Raw genomic sequence first — 14,771 nt, 5'->3', positions numbered from 1 at the left:
CGTCACCGACGTCGGCGCAGCGTCGAGAAGATCCCCTGCACGACCTCCTTCGCGATCGTGCCGCCGAGCCGTGACCCGAGCAGTTCCGACAGCGGGTCGTCCGCCTTCCGTGAGGTCGTCGTCCGCGTGCTCCGCCCCGACCGGCCCGAACGCCGCGACGCCGCAGCCCGCTCGGCCTTCTCGAACTCGCGCTGCGTCCGCTCGTACTCCTTCTGCGCAGCAGCCCGCTCGCGTTCCTCCTGCTTGGCCTGCGCCGCGGCTTCCTTGGCCGCGGTCGCCGCCGCCCGCGCGGCTTCCTTCTCGGCCTCGGCCGCCGCGAGGGCTGCGTCCTTCTGCGCGTCCGCCGCCGCGGCCTCGGCAGCAGCTGCCTCCATCCGACGCGCGAGCATCTCGTGCGCCGAGTCCGGGTCCACCCGGGTGCCGTACGTCGCGAGCAACGGCGATGCCTGCACCCGCGACTGCATCTCGGCGGCGGGCATCGGGTCCATCGACCCCTGCGGCGCGCGCAACCGGGTCCACGCGACCGGCGTCGGCGCACCCTTCTCGTTCATGACGGTGACGATCGCCTCGCCGGTCGCCAGCGAGGTCAGTACCTCACCCAGGTCGTAGTCGCTCGACGGGTAGGTCGACACCGTCGCCCGGAGCGCCTTCGCGTCGTCGGGGGTGTGCGCCCGCAGCTGGTGCTGGATGCGCGACCCGAGCTGCGCCAGGACGTCGTTCGGCACGTCCTTCGGGGTCTGGGTCACGAAGAAGATCCCGACGCCCTTCGACCGGATCAACCGCACGGTCCGCACGATCTGGTCCGTGAAGTCCTTCGACGCCCCGCTGAACAGCAGGTGCGCCTCGTCGAAGAAGAACACCAGCTTCGGCTTGTCCTGGTCGCCCACCTCTGGCAGTTCGTTGAACAGGTCGGCCAAGAGCCACATCAGGAACGTCGAGAAGACCTCGGGCTGGTCCTGCACGCCCGGTACCTCGAGCAAGCTGACGATCCCCCGGCCGTCCGCCGCCGTGCGCAGGAACACCTGCGTGTCGATCTCGGGCTCGCCGAAGAACTGGTCGGCACCCTTGTCGGCGAACGTGATGAGCTCGCGCAGGATCACCCCGGCGGTCTGCTTCGACAGACCACCGAGCTCGGCGAGCTCGCCCTTGCCCTGGTCGCCCACCAGGAACGTCAGCACGCTCCGCAGGTCGGCCAGGTCGACGAGCGGCAACCCGGCCTGCTCGGCGTAGTGGAACACCAGTCCGAGCGAGGACTCCTGGGTGTCGTTCAGGCCGAGCACCTTCGACAGCAGCAACGGCCCGAACCCGGACACCGTCGCACGGATCGGCACGCCCGTGCCCTGACCACCGAGCGAGAAGAGCTCCGCCTGGCTCGCGACGCCCTGCCACTGCTGGCCGATGCCCGCGGTGCGCGCGAGCAGCTTCTCGTTCCCCTGCCCGACCACCGCGAGCCCGGACAGGTCGCCCTTGATGTCGGCCGCGAAGACCGGCACGCCGTTCGCCGCGATCTGTTCGGCGAGGACCTGCAGCGTGCGGGTCTTGCCGGTGCCGGTCGCACCGGCGACCAGCCCGTGCCGGTTCAGCATGCCGAGCGGGATGCGGACCTGGACGTCGGGCTGCGCCTCGCCGTTCACCACGGCACCGAGTTCGAGCGCCTGCCCCTCGACGGTGTAGCCGGTGCGGATCGCGGCGACGGCGTCCGGCCCGAGCGGGGCTGCGCCACTGCCGGGAGGCGCGGTGCCGGCCGCAGGCGCGTCCGCCGGTGCCGGGACGGTCGCGTCGGGAGCCGCCGTCGCGTCGTCCGGGACGGCTGCGGTGGATCCTGCGGTGGTGGGCTCTGGAGCCGGTGGGGTGGCGGAGGTGGGCTCCGCGTCGGGGGCGAGCCGGGCCTCCTGTCCGGCGAGTGCGGCGGCGAGCTCCTCGGCCCGCTGCACGGCTTCGTCGGCCAGCCGGCGTGCCTCGTCCGCTGCCTGCCTGGCGGCCTCGGCCGCTGCCCGTGCCTGCTCCACCGCGTCGCTCATGGGCACAGCCTATGGACGCGCGGGGGCCGCTGTCCGGCTGATCCGGGCAGCTGTGGAGAACCCGTCAGTGCGTGAGCTCGGGGACCGTCCGGGGCCGCACCACGAACCACAGGATCAGGATGGCCATCACCGAGGTCGAGGCCATCACGATCGCCATCGGGGTCGCGGTGGTGATGCCGAGCCAACCGACGATCGGCGAGATCAGGCCGGCGACGCCGAAGTTCAGGGCGCCGAGCAGCGACGCCGCCGTACCGGCCTCCTTGCCGTGCGCGGCCAGGCCGATGACCTGGACGAGGGGGAACGAGAACCCACACGCCGCGATGAAGAACCACAGGGGCACGAGCACGCCCACGAGCCCCGCACCGAGCTGGTCGAGCACGATGATCGCGATCGACGCCAGGAACAGGGTCGCCGTCGAGCACGCCAGGATCCACTGCGGCCCGACGCGCTGCGCCAACCGTGCGGAGATCTGCACACCGAGCACGACGCCGACGGAGTTCACCGCGAAGAGCAGCCCGTACTGCTGGGCGTCGAGTCCGTAGACGCCCTGGAACAGGAACGGCGACGAGCTGAGGTAGGAGAACAACCCGCTGAACACCATCGCCCCGATGAGCGCGACCCCCACGAAGATCCGGTCGGAGAACAGCGCCTTGTACCGCTGACCGATCGTCGAGTGCCCGGCCTCGCGACGACGGGCCGGGGGCAGGGTCTCGACGATGAGCAGGATCGACGCGATCACCACGGCCAGGCCGTAGCAGGCGAGGAACACGAAGATCCCGCGCCAGCTGGTGAACTGGAGCATCTGCGAGCCGATGAGCGGCGCGAGGATCGGCGCCAGCCCGTTCACCATCGCCAGGCGGGACAGCATCCGGACGAGCGGCTTGCCGCCGAACAGGTCGCGGACGGTGGCCATCGCGACGACACCGCCGGCGGCGGCGCCCATGCCCTGGAGCACGCGGAACACCGCGAGGAGCTCGATGTCGGGAGCGGTCGCCGCGCCGATCGACGCGGCGATGTGCACCGTCGTCGCGATGATGAGCGGCAGCCGGCGGCCGACCTTGTCGCTCCACGGGCCGACGAGCAGCTGCCCGAACGCGAACCCGAGCGTCGTCGCCGTGAGCGTCAGCTGCACGGCGCCGTCGGTGACGCCGAACTGCTCCTTGATCGCCGGGAACGCCGGCAGGTACAGGTCGATCGTGAACGGCCCGAGCGCCGTCAGGGCGCCCAAGACGAAGACGTAGACGAGTCGCTGCCCACGGGAGAGGGAGTCTCCGGGGTGCAGGACGACCCGGAGCGAACCGGTGGTGGCGGGCGCGGTCACGAGCAGGAGTCCTTCGGCGGTGAGGGGCGGGGAGGTGATCGCGGCGTCGATCGAATCGATTCGTCCGCGGAACCATCCTACGGGCCGCAGGAGCGCTCCCGACGCCGCTGGCACGGATTGCCCGCGTGTTGCCACCCGCCGTCCGCGTGCCGATCCCGTGCCATGCGGTACCGTCGGACTGCTCGGGGGCCTCCGGGTGAACCGGATCAGAAGGGGGTGGGCGTCATGGTGGATGCCCGGATCCTGCACACGACCGCCGCCCTGCGCGAAGCGATCCTGCGACTGGCGGCCGACCGCCCCGTCTCCGAGATCACCGTCGCGGACGTCACCCGTGCCGCCGGCATCAACCGCGCGACGTTCTACTCGCACGCGGTCTCCCCCGGATCGCTGCTCGCCGACGTGCTGACGCCGGAGCTCGACCGCATCCGGCAGGACGACGCCGACGACCGACGGGCCGCAGCCGCCCGCGGAGCCGACGCGGCCGAGCTCGCGACCATCACACGGCGGGGCATCAACGCGGTCGTCGAGCACGTGACCACCCACCGCGACATCTACGCCAAGGCCCTGCCGGACCCGAACGACGCGTCACTGCACCGGCTGCTCGTGGGCCACTTCACCGAGTCGAGTGCCCTGCACATCCGCGAACTCGACGCCGACCGCCGCCCGGAGCTCCTCGACGACGTGGCCGCTGGCTACGTCGCGCAGGGCTTCGTCGGGGCGATCGAAGCGTGGCTCGCCGGGCCCCGACGGTCGCGGAAGGCGCTGGTCGAGACGATCACGCTGTCGTTCCCGGCCTGGTGGAGCTGAGCTGAGCCGCCTGGTGGCACGGGGCTGACCGGCCTGCTGGCGCGGCTCGCCTCGGCTCACTCGGCGTCGGTCGAGTCGCCGTCGCTCGGTTCGGTCTCCGGCTTCTCGCCGCGCTGCAACGACTGCACGACCTCGACCGCGGTGGCCGCCAGGTCTGCGTCGTCCGCCGCTGCGGGCACCCGGTAGTCGGCCGACACACCGTCGCCGCCGGTACCGCTCGCCGGCAGCGGATCACCCAGGGACACCACCACGACACCGGCGTCGTGCGCGGTCTGGATCACCCCGGTGAGCGCGGACGGCCGAGCCGCGTGCACGAGCAGGGCCTTGGCGCCCTTGCGGACGAGCTGGGCGACTGCGGTCCGCTGGGACGCCGCCGCACCGGACGCGGGTGCGACCCGGACGTCGGGACGGAACCCGGCATCGGACAGGCCGGTCCGCAGGTCCTCGCCCAGGGTCGCGTCGTCGTCGACCAGCACGACGCCGATGACGGCCTGCTTGTCGAACCCGCCGTCGGAGCTGGTCAGGTCCGTGCTCTGCACCGGCGTGGGCGCAGCGGAGGTCGTGCCCTGGCAGCCGGCCAACGCGAGGGCGGCCGTCAGGACGACGGCTGCTGCGACGATGCGCACCACGGGTGTCTCCTCTTCGGTCCGGTCTGCCACGCTACCCGGCTGCGCGGTCCGGCGACGCCGACGACACCGGCGCGGGGACGGGGCCGAGCCGCCGGACCGCGGCGATCGCCAGTGCGGCGAAGCAGATCATCGCCGCGAAGACCAGCGGGAAGGACACCGTGCCCTCGGCGCCGCCGGTCGCGGTGAACAGCAGCCCGGTGACCGCCAGGCCGATGACGCTGCCCGCGGCGTCGGCGATGGTGAGCGCCGAGCTCGCGAAGCCGTCGTCGCCCTCGCCCGAGAACCGCAGGGTGAGCATCGACGTCCGCGGGTAGATCGCCCCCATGCCCGCGCCGCCGACGAACCAGCCGGCGACGAGCACCCACCACGGCAGGTCGATCGTCGCCACCGCGAAGGCCGCCAGCAGGCTCACCAGGACGAGCACGAGTCCGACACCGAAGGTCCGACGAGCGGTCAGGCGCTGCTCCCCCAGCCGACCGTGCGCCCAACTCGAGGCCGCCCAGCTGAGCGCGGCGACGGTCAGCGCGAGCCCCGCTGCCGACGCGGACAGGCCGTGCTTCGCCTGCAGCAGGAACGGCACGTACGCCTCGCTGCCGAAGAACGACGCCGCCACGAGCCCGCGCAGCAGCACCACCGAGGGCAGGCCCGCGGCGGCGCGGAAGGTGCCGGTCGGCAGCAGCGGTCGCAGCGCGAACCACGTCCCGACCAGGCCGACCACGACCGCGGCCACCATCCCCCACGGGGTCAGGTCCGGCGCGACGTTCAGCAGCAGGATCGACACGGCCGCGGCGACCGACCACCCGATCCGGATCCGCTGCCACGGCGGTCGCAGCTCGACCGCCGGTGCCTGCAGCCGCCCGAGCGTCGGCACGAGCACGGTGAACGCACCCACGGCGATCACGAGCGCCCCCGCGAAGACCCAGTGCCAGTTCCACGTGTCGGTGACGATGCCGGCGATCGCCGGGCCGATGAGCGCCGGGACCACCCACGCGGCCGCGAACCCGGCGAACACCGGTCCGTGCAGCTCGGCGGGGAAGATCCGGGCGACGAGCACGTACAGCACGACGTCGATCGCGCCGGCACCGAAGCCCTCGACCAGTCGACCGACGAGGAAGACCTCCATCGTCGGCGCGAGCATGACCACGGCGGTCCCGACGGCGAACAGCAGCGCGGAGACCCAGGCGACGATCCGGCCGCCGGCGCGGTCGGTCCAGTTGCCGGCGAGCACCATGCCGGGCACCCCGGCCGCGAGCGGTGCCGCGAAGGCCAGGGCGTACAGGGCCTCGCCGTCCAGGTCGCGACTGATCACCGGCATGATCGTCGTCATCGCCAGGTTCTGGAACGCCGCGACGCCCACGATGGCGACCATGCCGATCGTCGCGAGGGCGTACCGCCCGCTCAGCAGGCCCGTCCTCGTCGCCGTGGTGCTCACCCGCTCATCGTAGGGGCGAGGGGCGACACCGCCGACGCCGCGGAGCGCGGACCACGCGCGATGCGCGTCAGCGCCTGCTGCATGTCCGCGTCAGCGCGTCAGCGCCTGCTGCAGGTCCGCGATCAGGTCGCCCGCGTCCTCGATGCCGACGGACAGCCGCACCACGTTCTCGGGCACCGCGAGCTCCGTTCCCTTCACCGAGGCGTGCGTCATCTCGCTCGGGTACCCGATGAGCGACTCCACTCCCCCGAGCGACTCGGCCAGCGCGAACAGCTCCGTGGACTCCGCGAAGCGTCGGGCCGCGTCCGGGCCGCCGGACAGTGCGACGGACAGCATCCCGCCGAACCCGCGCATCTGGCGGGCGGCGACGTCGTGCCCCGGGTGGTCGGTGAGCCCCGGGTAGTAGACGCGCTCGATGCCCGGCGCTGCGACGAGCGCCTCGGCGACGGCCTGCGCGTTCGTGGAGTGCCGCTCCATCCGGACCGCCAGGGTCTTGATGCCGCGGGTGGTCAGGAAGGCGTCGAACGGCGACGAGATCGCACCGGCGCCGAACTGCAGGAACTGCACCTTCGCCGCGAGCTCCTGGTCGGCGAGCACGACGGCCCCACCGACGACGTCGGAGTGGCCACCCAGGTACTTCGTCGTCGAGTACACGACGACGTCGGCACCGAGCGACAGCGGCTGCTGCAGGTACGGCGACGCGAAGGTGTTGTCCACGACGACGAGTGCACCGGCCTCGTGCCCGAGGGTCGCGAGTCCGGCGATGTCGGCGATCTTCATGAGCGGGTTGGTCGGCGTCTCGACCCAGAGCACGGTGTCGTCGGGGGCGCCCTGCAGCGCGGCCCGGACCTGGTCGAGCTCGCTCATGTCGACGACGACGAGCTCGACGCCCCACGGCACGTGCAGTCGGCTGACCAGACGGTGGGTCCCGCCGTACACGTCGTTCCCCATCACGACGCGGGCCCCGGGACGGAGCGCCGCCCGGAGCAGGGCGTCCTCGGCCGCGAGACCGGACGCGAAGGAGTACGCGGCCACGCCGCCGTCCAGGTCGGCGAGCAGCGTCTGCAGGGAGTCGCGCGTCGGGTTGCCGGCACGGGAGTACTCGTAGCCGTTCCGCATCCCGCCGATGCCGTCCTGCACGTAGGTGGACGTCAGGTGGATCGGCGGGATGACGGCGCCGGTGGGGCCGTCGGGCTCCTGGCCGGCGTGGACGGCGCGGGTGCTGAACTCGGTCATGCTGGCTGCGTTCCTTACTCGGAGAGGTAGGTCAGGAGGTCGTGGCGGGTCAGGACCGTGACCGGCTTGCCGTCCTCGACGACGAGCAGGGCGTCCACCGTCTCGAGGGCTCGACGCGCTGCGGACACGGACTCGCCCACGCCGATCAACGGGAGCGGTTCGCCCACGAAACCGGTCAGGGCGTCCGTCATCTTCGCGGCACCGGTGAAGACCTGTTCGAGCAGGTCCTTCTCGGCGACGGCCCCGATGACCTCGCCGATGACGACCGGCGGTTCGGCGCTGAGCACGGGCATCTGGGACACCCCGTACTTGGTCATGATGTCGACGACCTCGCGCACGGTGTCCGCCGGGTGCGCGTGCACCAGGTCGGGCAGACGGCCGTCCTTGCCGGCGATGAGCGACCCGACGGTGCGCGCCTCGTCGGTCTCGGCGAAGCCGTACGAGCGCATCCACCGGTCGTTGAAGATCTTGCCGAGGTAGCCGCGACCGCCGTCGGGCAGCAGCACCACGACGACGTCGTCCTCGGTCAGGTCGCGGGCGGCCCGCAGCGCTGCGACGACCGCCATCCCGCTGGACCCGCCCACGAGCAGGCCCTCTTCCCGCGCCAGGCGACGGGTCATCGCGAACGAGTCGGCGTCCGACACCGCGATGATCTCGTCCGGCACCTCGGGGTCGTACGCGGTCGGCCAGAAGTCCTCGCCCACACCCTCGACCAGGTACGGCCGGCCGGTGCCGCCGGAGTAGACCGAGCCCTCGGGGTCGGCCCCCACGATGCGGACACGGCCGTCGGATGCCTCTTTCAGGAAGCGCCCGGTGCCCGAGATGGTGCCGCCCGTCCCGACACCCGCGACGAAGTGGGTGATCTGCTGCTCGGTGTCGCGCCAGATCTCCGGACCGGTGGTCTCGTAGTGGCTGCGCGGCCCGTTCGGGTTGGCGTACTGGTTCGGCTTGTAGGCGCCGGGGATCTCGCGGACGAGCCGGTCGGACACGGAGTAGTACGACTCCGGGTGTTCCGGCGGCACCGCGGTCGGCGTGACGACGATCTCGGCGCCGTACGCGGTCAGGACGTTGCGCTTGTCCTCGCCGACCTTGTCCGGCAGCACGAACACGCACCGGTAGCCGCGCTGCTGGGCGACGAGGGCCAGCCCGACGCCGGTGTTGCCCGAGGTGGGTTCGACGATCGTCCCGCCGGGTCGCAGGTCACCGGAGGCCTCGGCCGCGTCGATGATCCGCGTGGCGATGCGGTCCTTCGACGACCCACCGGGGTTGAGGTACTCGACCTTCACCAGGACGGTCGCGCGCACCCCCTCGGTGACGCGGTTGAGCTTGACGAGCGGGGTGTCGCCGACGAGGTCGACCACGGAGTTCGCGTAACGCACGGGCCCGAGTCTAGGACGCCGTCACCGCGTTCTGCTGGGATGCGACGTGCGCGGACACCGCTGCGGACACCTCGGAGCGTCGACGGTCGATCACGTCGCCCATGTCGCGCGCCAGCGCCGGGGTGGACCGGACGATCTGGTCGAGCGCCGTGGCGGGGATGACCAGCACCGAGACCTCGGTGAGCGCCGTGGCGGTCGTGAGCAGCGCCTCCCGGGTCAACGCCGTCTGTCCGACGTAGTCGCCGGCCTCGACGCGGGTCGCCGGCAACTCGGCGTCCTCGAACGGGACCCGGAGGTCCACGCTGCCGGACAGGACGAACCGGACCGCGTCCGGCACGGTCCCCACCCGGTGGATGACCTCGCCGGCGGCGTAACGCTCCAGGCGCACCACCGGGGCGAGTGCGACGCTGTCGTCCCCGCTCAGGTACAGCGTCGCGGCGATGGCCGCGAGCGCCTCGTCGCGGCGGGCGTCCGTCACGAAGTCGTCGGTGGTGTCGCCGTCGAGCCCGAGTCCGGCGCGACGAGCGGCGTACCAGAGCCACATCCGGAACTGGGCGAGCGCTTCGGCTTCCTGGGACGGGCCGCGCACCTGGAACGACACCGTGTACGCCGCACCGCCCGCCGGCACCGCCTTCGGTCGCGTCCCGGTGTACAGCTGCGGGAGACCGCTGGCGACCCGCTCGAGCAGGGCGACCACGGCGGCGGGTGGGTCGTCCGTCGTGAACGTGACGTCGGTCGACACCGGGAACGTGCCACCGGTGCGGCTGAGGTTCGTGAACGACGCCCCGGCCAGCGATCCGATCGGGGTGATCAGGATGCCCTCGCCGGTGTCGACGTGCACCGATCGCCAGTTGACCTCGACCACCCGGCCGCGCGTGCCGCCGATGTCGAGCCAGTCGCCGAGGCGGAACGGCTGTTCGAACAGCAGGAACAGGCCGGCGACGATGGGCCCGACGGCGGTCTGCAACGCGAGGGCGATCACGAACGACCCGACCCCGAGCGCCGTGAAGATGCCGCCGATGTCGGTCCCCCACACGATGCGGAACACCACCGCGAGGCCGATCGCCACCAGGATGACGCGGGCGATGTCGACGAAGATCGACGGGATCTTCTCGCGCCACGTCCCCTTCCTAGCGTTCGTGAACATCAGGATGTTCAGCCCGTTCAGCACGAAGACGATCAGCAGGAAGCCGAGCACGGTCGCGATGACCTGGCTGACCACCGGCCGACCCGGGTCGACCGCGTCGGTCACCTGCACCGACAGGACCAGGATCGCGATGACCGGGACGACGGCGTTGCGCAGCAGCGCGACGACCTTCGACATCGGGTTGTGCCGACGCTCGAGGCTCGACTGCACCTCGGTCAGCAGGAGCAGCAGGAGCGGCAACCCGACGATCACGCTGATCGACGGCCAGAACCACGCCTGCTCCCAGAAGGCGATCACGACGCCACCCGCTCGAGCTTCCAGACCTTCTGCGGTCCGGTCTGGGTCTGCACCGTCGCGACGTCCTGCACGCCACTGCGGTCACCGAGCTTGTCGATCACCCGCTGCGTCGCGTACACCCCGGGCGCGGGCGCGATGCCCTGGACCCGGTACGCCAGGCTGACGGCATCGCCCCACATGTCGTAGACGATGCTGGAACGACCGACCAGACCGCTCGTCACCTGGCCGGTGTCGATGCCCGCGCGCAGCCCGACCTTCGAACCGTGCTGGGCGTTGAACCGCTCGAGCGCACCCTGTGCTTCCTCCGCCCAGTCGACCACCCGCCGGACGTTGTCGACGCGGGGCACGCTCAGACCGCAGCTGGCCAGGTAGCCGCTGCGCGTCGTGCGCACCCGCTCGATGCCGTGCCGACCAGCGGCCTCGTCGAGGGACCGCCACAGGTCGTTGAGCAGCGACAGCGACTCCTCCGCCGTCAGGCCGGCGGCGAAGTCGTCGTACCCGATGATGTCCGCGTAGACCACCGCGACGTCCTGGTGGTCCGAGGCGATGGTCTCGTCGCCCTGCTTGTACCGCCGGGCGACCTCCTCCGGCATGAGCGTCAGGAGCAGGGTGTCGTTCTGCCGCCGCTGCTCGTCGAGCAGGTCCTGCTTCACCTGCAGGCTCCGGCTCATGTCGTTGAAGGCGAGCCCGAGGTCACCGATCTCGTCACCGGCCTTCGTCTTCACCTCGACGCCGAGATCGCCGCTGCTGACCCGGTTCACCGCGGTCTGCAGTCGGCGGATGGGGCGGACGAAGACCTGCGCCAGCAGCAGCGACAGCAGGCTCACCAGGACGATGATGGCGACCAGGGACAACCCGATGTTCCGGGCGAAGTCGTTCACCGGTGCGAAGGCCTCAGCGGTGTCCATCTGCGCTACGACCACCCAGCGCAGGCCGTCCACCTCGAGCGGCGCGTACGCGGACAACACCTCCTTGCCCCGGTAGTCGTTCGAGATCACCGTGCCCGACTTGCCCTGCAGTGCCCGGCTGACCGGGGTGGTGTTGACCTCCTGCAGGAGCACCGACCCCTTCACGGCGATCTGTCGCGCGGCCGTGCCGGGTGCGGTCCCCGCGGCGATCACGTCGCGCTGGTACTGCTTCGGGTGCTCGAGCAGCTGGCGCGGGTAGGACCGCATCAGGTGGTCCGCCCCCACCAGGTACGACTCCCCCGTGTCGCCGAGCCCGTCGTCGGCCCAGTCCTGGTTGCCCGTCATGACCTGGTTGATGAGGTCCACGGGCACCTGCACGGCCATCACGCCGATGATCTTGCCGTCCTCCCCCACCGGGGACATCACCCACAGCGTCGGCACGTTGAGGCTCGGTGCGTACCGGGCGAAGTCCGTCACCACGAAGTCGTCCGCACTGGTCAGCTGCAGCGCCTGCTCGTACCCGCTCGCCAGGTTCGAGTCCCGGTACGGGCCGTCCCGCAGGTTGGAACCGAGGTCCGCCCCGGAGTAGGTCGAGTACGTCACGTCGCCGTCGGTGTCCATGAGGAGCAGGTCCTCGTAGCCGGCGGACTCGACCGCCTGGCGGAAGTACGGCTGGTACTCGGCGTGCGCCTCGGACCACTTGCTGCCGTCACCGGCGTCGTCGAGTTGCGCGGCCTTGTCGTAGTCGTCGAAGGGCGCCGTGTACCGGGCCTGCAGGTACGCCTGCGGATCGGTCGTCGGCGCGAACTGGTCCGGGTTCGCCGAGCCGCCACTCCGGGCGTCGAGCTGCGGGACGAAGGTGTCCGCGTACCAGGCGTCGACCTTCGTGTGGTCGGCGTCGGACACCGGACGGTCGCGCAGGTCGTCCCACCCGGCCGAGAACGCCTTGGTCGCGCCGATCACGCTCTCGTTGCGGGTCTGCGCGACGACCGTCTGCGTGAACTGGTCGAACGACCGCTTCAGCTCGGTGATCCGCGCCTCGCGCAGCGACGTCACCTGGTTGAGCGCCGCGTTCTCGAGCGAGGCACGACCGTTCAGGTACCCGACGACGCCGACCACCAGCGCCGCGATGATGCTCACGGCGAGCAGCATCACCAGGAGCTTCGACTGGATGTCGAGTGAGCCGCTCGTCAGGAACGCCCGGAGCTTGCCCTTCCTGCGCGGTGCGTCCTCGACGACGCGAGGACCGCCCGTCTGCGCGTCCGTCGCCGGGGGGATCGGGTCGGGACCGGGGCTGCTGGTGTCGGACGTCGGTGGGACTGCAGTCACTTCGAACTCCGCTCAGGAGGGCAGGGTGCACGCGTGCGCGTCAACCACAGGTACCACGCGAGCAACACTCGTGTCAGGTATCCGACGTTCGTTGCGGCTTCGTGACCTCGGTGGTTGCGTTCGCGACACCTGTCGCGGGGCGGGCTGGAGACGGCGGGCTGGAGACGCGGGCTGGAGACGCGGGCGGTCGGACGGGAGGCGCGCTGCGGGCCGGTCACGGGCCTCCCGACCGCCGTCGGGTCACCTGTCCGTTCCGCGCACGCGCCGCGCACGCTGGCACCAGTCGGTCTGTGCGCGCTGGCGCCGGCCGGCCGGCTCAGCGCTCGACGGTGTCTGCCGGGGTGTTCTGCTGCCGGTGCAGGAGCGCGTAGGTGCCGTCGAGCGCGAGGAGTTCGTCGTGCGTGCCCTGCTCGACGATCCGCCCGTGGTCGAGCACGAAGATGACGTCGGCGTCCCGGATCGTCGACAGCCGGTGCGCGATCGAGATGGTGGTGCGCCCCGCGGCGGCGGTGTCGAGCGCGGTCTGCACCACGCGCTCCGAGATCGAGTCGAGCGCGCTCGTGGCCTCGTCGAGCACGAGCACGGGAGGGTCCTTCAGGAGCACCCGCGCGATCGCGATCCGCTGCTTCTCGCCGCCGGACAGTCGGTACCCACGTTCCCCCACGACCGTGTCGTAGCCGTCCGGGAACGAGGCGATCGTGTCGTGGATGTTCGCCGCGCGTGCCGCCCGTTCGACCTCGTCGTCGGTGGCGTCCGGCTTGGCGTAGCGCAGGTTGTCGCCGATCGTCGCGTGGAACAGGTACGTCTCCTGGCTGACGATCCCCACGTGGCGCATGAGGTCCTCGTGCACGAGGTCGCGGACGTCCTGTCCGGCGAACCGCACGGAACCCTCGGTCGCCTCGTACAACCGTGGCACCAGGTACGACACGGTGGTCTTGCCCGCACCAGACGGACCGACGAAGGCGGCGAACTGCCCGGGTCGGAGGTCGAACGAGACCCCGCGGAGCGTCGGCTTGTCGGCCTCGCCGTCCGGGTACGTGAACGTCACGTCGTCGAACGCGACGTGACCGACCATGGTGTCGTCGACGGGCTTCGCCGTGGGCGAGTCGGTGATCGCGGGCTTCAGGTCGAAGTACTCGAAGATCCGAGCGAACAGCGCTCCGGAGGTCTGCAGGTCGAGCACCACCCGGAGCAGTCCGACCGTCGGGAACAGCAGGCGCGACTGCACCGTCGTGAACGCGACGATGGTGCCGGCGGTGATCGGGACGTCGCCGATGATCAGCCAGGCCGCGACGAGGTAGATGATCGCCGGGATGATCGACAGGAAGATCTGCACGATCGCGAAGAACCACTGCCCGGACATCTGCTGGCGGACCTGCAACTGGATCTGGTTGCGGTTCTCGTCCCCGTAGCGGCGGGTCTCACTGCGCTGCTGGTTGAAGCTCTTGGCCAGCAGGATGCCGGAAACGCTCAGTGCTTCTTGCGTGATCGCCGTCATGTCGGACAGCGACTCCTGCGTCTGCCCGGCGATGCGGGCACGGACCTGCCCGACCCGACGCTGCGCGATGACGAGCAACGGCAGCAGCACGACCGCGACCAGGGTCATCTGCCAGCTCAGCAGCAGCATGGCGACGATGGCGGCGATGACCGTGACGGTGTTGCCGAGCACCGACGAGATCGTGTTGTTCAGCACGCTCGCGACGCCGCCGACGTCGTTCTGCAGGCGGGACTGGATGACACCCGTCTTCGTGCGGGTGAAGAACGCGAGTTCCATGCGCTGCAGGTGCCCGAACAGGCGCATCCGCATGGCGCCCATGACCTTGTTGCCGACCGTCGCCGTCAGGTAGGTCTGCCAGACACCCACCCCGGCGCTCGCGATCCAGAGGAACACCATCGCCGACACGAGCTCGACCAGCACCGGGACGTCGGGGCTGCCGGAGGGTGGGAACAGGCCCCGGTCGAACGCCTGCTGCGTCAACAGCGGCGGGATCACCGAGATCGCAGCACCGATCAGCACGAGGACGACCGTCAGGATGATCGACCGCCGGTGCGGGACGAACAGCCCGGCGATCCGCTTCACCAGGTGCGGGATCTTCGGCGCTTCCGCGTTGGCGGCCTTCTGCGCACGGAAGTCACCGCTGGAGATCCGGCCGCCGCCGCGCGGACCACCGCCACCGCCGCCCCCGCGCATCCCGCCGCCCATGCTCATGCAGCAACCGTATCCCCGCGGTCGGACATCGGCGCGCGCCCGACGACCGCCGTTCC

The 14,771-nt window shown here is 71.1% G+C and carries 10 protein-coding genes; 1 reads left to right on the top strand and 9 read right to left on the bottom strand.

What is annotated here, in order from left to right:
- Positions 1-2: 2 nt before the first annotated feature.
- Positions 3-2,021, bottom strand: a complete 2,019-nt coding sequence (locus M4960_RS13000; protein WP_248704458.1) for a helicase HerA-like domain-containing protein — start codon at positions 2,019-2,021, stop codon at positions 3-5.
- 64 nt (positions 2,022-2,085) lie between these two features.
- A complete protein-coding gene (locus M4960_RS12995) occupies positions 2,086-3,342 on the bottom strand; it encodes a multidrug effflux MFS transporter (RefSeq protein WP_111084464.1) in 1,257 nt (418 codons plus the stop codon).
- Positions 3,343-3,567: 225 nt separating this feature from the next.
- Here M4960_RS12995 and M4960_RS12990 point away from each other — a divergent pair, with 225 nt between their 5' ends.
- Positions 3,568-4,149 carry a TetR/AcrR family transcriptional regulator gene (locus M4960_RS12990; protein ID WP_159573139.1) on the top strand — a complete coding sequence of 194 codons (582 nt, stop codon included), beginning with the start codon at positions 3,568-3,570 and terminating at the stop codon, positions 4,147-4,149.
- Positions 4,150-4,205: 56 nt separating this feature from the next.
- Here M4960_RS12990 and M4960_RS12985 read toward each other — a convergent pair whose 3' ends face one another.
- From M4960_RS12985 to M4960_RS12955, 7 genes are all read right to left on the bottom strand, one after another.
- On the bottom strand, positions 4,206-4,778 hold the full coding sequence (locus M4960_RS12985) for a substrate-binding domain-containing protein (RefSeq protein ID WP_248704457.1): 573 nt from the start codon (positions 4,776-4,778) through the stop codon (positions 4,206-4,208).
- Between the two features lie 31 nt (positions 4,779-4,809).
- Positions 4,810-6,210, bottom strand: coding sequence for an MFS transporter (locus tag M4960_RS12980; RefSeq protein ID WP_248704456.1), 1,401 nt, complete (start codon positions 6,208-6,210; stop codon positions 4,810-4,812).
- A 90-nt stretch (positions 6,211-6,300) separates the two neighbouring features.
- The gene (locus tag M4960_RS12975; protein WP_123292127.1) at positions 6,301-7,446 is read right to left on the bottom strand and encodes a cystathionine gamma-synthase; all 1,146 of its coding nucleotides are present in this window, start codon (positions 7,444-7,446) and stop codon (positions 6,301-6,303) included.
- A 14-nt stretch (positions 7,447-7,460) separates the two neighbouring features.
- On the bottom strand, positions 7,461-8,825 hold the full coding sequence (locus tag M4960_RS12970; protein WP_123938636.1) for a cystathionine beta-synthase: 1,365 nt from the start codon (positions 8,823-8,825) through the stop codon (positions 7,461-7,463).
- A 10-nt stretch (positions 8,826-8,835) separates the two neighbouring features.
- Positions 8,836-10,269, bottom strand: coding sequence for a mechanosensitive ion channel domain-containing protein (locus M4960_RS12965; protein WP_248704455.1), 1,434 nt, complete (start codon positions 10,267-10,269; stop codon positions 8,836-8,838).
- Entirely contained in the window at positions 10,266-12,506 is a 2,241-nt protein-coding gene (locus tag M4960_RS19785) for an adenylate/guanylate cyclase domain-containing protein (RefSeq protein ID WP_248704454.1), read from the bottom strand. Before M4960_RS19785 ends, M4960_RS12965 begins: the two co-directional genes overlap by 4 nt.
- Before the next feature lie 316 nt (positions 12,507-12,822).
- Complete coding sequence (locus M4960_RS12955; protein ID WP_123938778.1) at positions 12,823-14,697, bottom strand: ABC transporter ATP-binding protein; 1,875 nt, start codon at positions 14,695-14,697, stop codon at positions 12,823-12,825.
- Positions 14,698-14,771 lie beyond the last annotated feature (74 nt).

The sequence above is a fragment of the Curtobacterium sp. MWU13-2055 genome, from assembly GCF_023242305.1.
Taxonomy (GTDB): domain Bacteria; phylum Actinomycetota; class Actinomycetes; order Actinomycetales; family Microbacteriaceae; genus Curtobacterium.
Note: the sequence above shows the minus strand (reverse complement) of the source record. Positions and strands in the feature narration are given on the sequence as shown.

What these genes read in the sequence shown, in the direction of transcription:
- M4960_RS12975 (WP_123292127.1), bottom strand. Translation starts at nt 7,446, where the DNA reads ATGACCGAGTTCAGCACCCGCGCCGTCCACGCCGGCCAGGAGCCCGAC.
- M4960_RS13000 (WP_248704458.1), bottom strand. Translation starts at nt 2,021, where the DNA reads ATGAGCGACGCGGTGGAGCAGGCACGGGCAGCGGCCGAGGCCGCCAGG.
- M4960_RS12955 (WP_123938778.1), bottom strand. Translation starts at nt 14,697, where the DNA reads ATGCGCGGGGGCGGCGGTGGCGGTGGTCCGCGCGGCGGCGGCCGGATC.
- M4960_RS12990 (WP_159573139.1), top strand. Translation starts at nt 3,568, where the DNA reads ATGGTGGATGCCCGGATCCTGCACACGACCGCCGCCCTGCGCGAAGCG.